Annotated in this window: 3 protein-coding genes; all 3 read left to right on the plus strand. The window is 48.4% G+C overall.

Going from position 1 to position 4025, the window contains the following annotated elements; genetic code table 11:
- Positions 1–1163: 1163 nt before the first annotated feature.
- The 3 genes from VZT47_RS09605 to galE all read left to right on the plus strand — a co-directional run bounded on the left by VZT47_RS09605 (position 1164) and on the right by galE (position 3613).
- Complete coding sequence (locus VZT47_RS09605; protein ID WP_330224745.1) at positions 1164–1538, plus strand: four helix bundle protein; 375 nt, start codon at positions 1164–1166, stop codon at positions 1536–1538.
- A 171-nt stretch (positions 1539–1709) separates the two neighbouring features.
- Complete coding sequence (locus VZT47_RS09610) at positions 1710–2273, plus strand: manganese efflux pump MntP (protein WP_330224746.1); 564 nt, start codon at positions 1710–1712, stop codon at positions 2271–2273.
- Positions 2274–2596: 323 nt separating this feature from the next.
- A complete protein-coding gene (gene galE, locus VZT47_RS09615; RefSeq protein ID WP_330224747.1) occupies positions 2597–3613 on the plus strand; it encodes a UDP-glucose 4-epimerase GalE in 1017 nt (338 codons plus the stop codon).
- Positions 3614–4025: the final 412 nt, after the last annotated feature.

The following is a 4025-nucleotide window of genomic DNA, read 5'->3' on the forward strand; positions in this document are numbered from 1 at the left end:
GACGCCGGGCACGGCTGGCTTTTGAGTCTATAGCGAAAAGGCTCCCCCTTGGGGGAGCTGGCGCCGTAGGCGTCTGAGGGGGGAGGAAAATAACCCGCATGGAAGTTCCGAGTTCCGAGTTTTACATCAGCCTTCGGCAAATTCACATAACTCCCCTCTCACCGCTGCCCTCGAGCTCTCCGAAACGCTTGTACCTTTTATTCCATTTCCGACTTGTAAGATCGTACATCCCCTCCGTCGCCTTCGGCGCCACCTCCCCGAACTTCGGGGAGGCTAAGAGCCTGACGCCGGGCAGGACTGACGATTGAGTCTATAGCGAAAAGGCTCCCCCCTGGGGGAGCTGGCTGCGTTAGCAGACTGAGGGGGGAGTGATTCGACGAGATGATGGTCAGCGTCAAAATGTGAGACTGAACGTTTAGCACACTTCCTTAAGTCCCCTCTCACCGCTTCGCGGAGCTCTCCCCAGGGAGAGCCTGTCTACGGTCATGCCTTGCGTTTGAGTCAATAGCGAAAAGATTTATCTGCTTTTGATTTTTTGCTGGCAGAGATGGCTGGCGTTTCGACTTGTTTCCTCCCACCGCTTCACGGAGCCCTCCTTTCGAGGAGGGCCACTCGCTTACCGATAGAATCTTTAGGTGCGAGTGCCTTTTTGGCAATTAGTCTCATTTGTGCCTTGTACCGAACCCTGCGCTTGTCCCTTTTTATTCATTTTCGTCATGTACCTGCTTGACATCCCCTCCGCCTTCGGCACCTCCCCGCACTTCGGGGAGGTCCGCGTTTTTCTGTAGAGTCTTTTGGCATGAATATCTTTTGGCAATTAGCCTCGCCAGAGCTGAAGATGATTGAGTTAACTAATTGAGAATAAATATCGATATGAAAATATTCTGATTTTATCGGAGAATTTCTTTTGACAAAGGCAATTAAACATGCTATCATTCTCAATAACTGAGGGAGTAGCAGCCACTTTTGTGGAGATAGTCAACATACTGGCTTTGCCTGGCTAATCTTGAAATTGCGAGACTTAGGTGCATTTTTATGTGCCTGAGTCTTTTTTTGTATACTGAACTGTAGGCAGGCGCGCATATAAGTTCCGAGTTCCGAGTACGCGAAGTATGATCTGCGTCATTTTTCGCAGGGAATTGTTAACGATGGGAGCACTCACTATGTCCAATTACACAGATTTAAAAGTATGGCATAAATCACGTGAGGTATCAAAGCAGGTGTATGCGCTCTGTCTAATGCTTCCGGATTATGAGCGATACGGGCTGCGAACACAGATGCAGAGGGCTTCTGTGTCTGTCTCTTCCAATATTGTGGAAGGTTCAGAACGACATCACTACAAGGAATTTGTACATTTTTTGGAAATTGCCAGAGCTTCTTCTTCCGAACTGGAGAATCAACTCATCCTTTGCCGGGATTTGGGATTCTTTACCTATGAGCAAATCAAACCGACACTGGAACTTAATTCCGAGGTCCGTCAGATGATCAGTGGCCTTAAGCGTTCCGTCATCGCAAAATGGGCAAATGTTGATAAATAATAACAATCAATCCGTTCCTGTGCCGGATATCTCTGCAGCTTTGCAGGCACTCGGAACTCGGAACTTCTATGCGAACATGCACAATCCTTCCCCGTACCAGATGCCTCTGCAGTTACGCGGACTCTCGGAACTCGGAACTTCTATGCGAGTAAATTACAGTTGGTGATCATTATGGCATTTATCATAAACAGCATATTGTTAGGCATCGGCCTCGCCATGGATGCTTTTTCTGTTTCTCTGGCAAACGGCATTCATGAGCATTATATGAAATGGCGGAAGATGTGCCTCATTGCCGGTACTTTTGGATTTTTCCAGTGGTTTATGCCTATGACGGGATGGTTCTGCGTGAACTGGGTAGTGGATTTATTTCACAGCCTTCTGCCCTATATCCCCTGGATCGCGCTGATTCTTCTTCTTGCCCTGGGTGGAAATATGATCAAAGACGGTCTTTCGGGAGAAGAGGAGGAAATCCAGTCGGCTACGAGTTTCAAGGCGCTTTTTATCCAGGGAATCGCCACTTCTATGGATGCTCTGTCCGTGGGATTTACGATTGCGGAATTTAATGTGCGGGAAGCTTTTTTTGCCAGTGTGATTATCGGCGTGGTCACATTTTTCATCTGCATAGCGGGAATCATCCTGGGCCGTCATTTCGGTATGAAGCTGGCGGATAAGGCGACTGTCGTAGGCGGACTGATTCTGATCGGGATTGGATTGGAAATATTTTTTACGGCGTGAGGCCTGGCTGGCTGAATGGACAGTTGATTTTCAAAAGGCTGAATTTAAAAAGTTATCAGTTCTCATTGGTGGTGCCGCGCAGCTAATTGGAAAGCGCGGCTTTTTTAATAAGGCTGTTTCAAATTCATATATAAAAAAAATTGGCCCGCTTCTGATTTGACGCGGGCCCTCTTTCACTGCGAACTGAGAACTGCTAACTGATAACTTCTCAAGGCAAGTGGACAGAAACTCAGTCATCCTTCCCTTTTTGTATGTCCTCTATCAAAATGATATAATGAAAAGTAAGTTTCCCCAGTGAAGTATTTCTACGAAAGGATTTCATTATGAAAGTATTACTCGCCGGCGGTGCCGGGTATATCGGATCTCATACGGCTGTGCAGCTTTTGAGGGCGGGCCATGAGGTGGTCATTGTGGATGATTTTTCCAATTCTTCTCCGGAGGCGATCCGACGGGTGGAGGAGCTTGGCGGGAAGAAGGTCGTTTCCTATGAAGCGGATGTGAAGGATAAGGAGAAGGTCCGTCAGATTTTCAGGGAAAATGATATCGACTGCGTCATTCATTTTGCAGGCCTCAAGGCGGTGGGCGAATCGGTGCGGCTGCCTTTGAAGTATTATAGAAATAATATCGATACCACCCTCACCCTTCTGGAATGCATGGAGGAAGCAGGCTGCACGCGGTTTGTATTTTCTTCTTCCGCCACGGTTTACGGGGAGGAAAATGATCCGCCCTATGTGGAAACCATGAAGCGGGGAAGCTGTTCGAATCCTTATGGCTGGACGAAAGTGATGATGGAGGAAATTCTGGAAGATGCAGCGAAAGCCAATCCGAAGCTGACGGTCATTCTGCTCCGCTATTTCAATCCCATCGGGGCCCATGAAAGCGGACGGATCGGCGAGGATCCCCAGGGTATCCCGAATAATCTCATGCCTTATATCGCCCAGGTGGCTGTGGGACGGCGGGATCATCTCACCGTATTTGGAGGAGATTATCCGACGCCCGATGGCACGTGCCTTCGGGATTATATCCATGTCATGGATCTGGCCGACGGACATGTCAAAGCTGTGGAATATGCAGAAAATCACAGGGGCGTGGAAATTTTCAATCTCGGTACCGGGACTCCTTACAGCGTCCTCGATATCATCAAAGCTTTCGAATCCGCTACGGGAGTCAAAGTCAAGTACGAAATAGGACCCCGGAGAGCCGGCGATCTCCCCAAATTCTGGGCAGATTCCGCCAAGGCACAGAAAGTGCTCGGCTGGAAGACGAAGAGAAGCCTCGAAGATATGTGCAGAGATACATGGAAATGGCAGAAAAATAATCCTATGGGGTATGGGAAGTGAGAATTTAGCCGTTAGCCGTTAGCAGTTAGCAGTTAGCCGTTAGTGGTTAGAAATAGACATTAGAAAAAGCAGACATCCTGATCGGATGCCTGCTTTTTTGTTGTTTCCAATGATTGAATCAGACCGCCGAAGGCGGCGAATCGGTCTACCTTCCCTAGATAGGGAAGGTGCCCGAAGGGCGGATAGGATGATGGATGTTTACTTGCACTTACGGCTGAAAAGCTCTTTCTGCGTTTCAAGCATCAATCTTCCCCCCTGCCCCTTCGGGGCATCCCCCCTCGTATCATAGGTGTAGAAGCTAAGAAATATGGCTTCTACACCTATTTGAGCTTTATTAGAAGCTCTATTGTGCAAGGTATCCTGATGCTACAATCTAGGTAGATGGATTGTGACCGGGCAACGGCTTTCCCCC

It is taken from the genome of Dialister sp. (genome assembly GCF_036343215.1).
Taxonomy (GTDB): Bacteria; Bacillota; Negativicutes; order Veillonellales; family Dialisteraceae; genus Dialister.

Bases quoted from the DNA above. Each gene is read 5' to 3' on its own strand.
- VZT47_RS09610 (WP_330224746.1), top strand. From the start codon at position 1,710: ATGGCATTTATCATAAACAGCATATTGTTAGGCATCGGCCTCGCCATG.
- VZT47_RS09605 (WP_330224745.1), top strand. From the start codon at position 1,164: ATGTCCAATTACACAGATTTAAAAGTATGGCATAAATCACGTGAGGTA.
- galE (WP_330224747.1), top strand. From the start codon at position 2,597: ATGAAAGTATTACTCGCCGGCGGTGCCGGGTATATCGGATCTCATACG.